Source organism: Arthrobacter sp. SPT-J7 (genome assembly GCF_059089965.1).
In genome coordinates this window covers 1-498 of the sequence record NZ_JBNHFF010000558.1, presented here as the reverse complement: position 1 = coordinate 498, position 498 = coordinate 1, and the positions used below count along the sequence as shown (strand labels likewise).

1 protein-coding gene is annotated in these 498 nt (G+C 60.6%); it reads left to right on the top strand.

From position 1 onward, the window contains the following. Positions 1-86: 86 nt before the first annotated feature. On the top strand, positions 87-498 hold a 412-nt coding region (locus AC5RWX_RS34255; RefSeq protein ID WP_494100571.1), incomplete at its 3' end, for a response regulator transcription factor.

The window sequence follows — 498 nt, the reverse complement described above, 5'->3', positions numbered from 1 at the left end:
AACTTACGGGACAAGGTGTGCGAGGCCATATCAGCAGGATATCCGCAGCCAGCTATACTTCTGACGTTGGCTGCTGAGGGGGCACCATGAGTGATGCACGTGTCGGACTGGTCATCGAGGATGACCACGACATTCGGGAACTGGTTCGCACTGTGCTGACCCAGGCAGGCTTTGACGTGACCGTGGCCAGCAGTGGTGCCGAAGGAGTCCTCACTGCGAAGACCCTCAATCCGGATGTCATCACCCTGGACCTTGGCTTGCCGGACATCGACGGTTTTGAGGTTTCCCGCCAAATCCGCGAGTTTTCGGACGCCTATATCGTGATGCTGACGGCCCGCACCGAAGAGCTTGATACCCTCATCGGGCTTGAATCCGGCGCCGACGACTACCTTACGAAGCCCTTCCGCCCCAGGGAACTGCGCGCCCGCATTGCCGCGATGATGCGCCGTCCCCGTACCGTCCCGGAAGCGTCGGAAGCTGTCGGCGTGGAGGCATCTG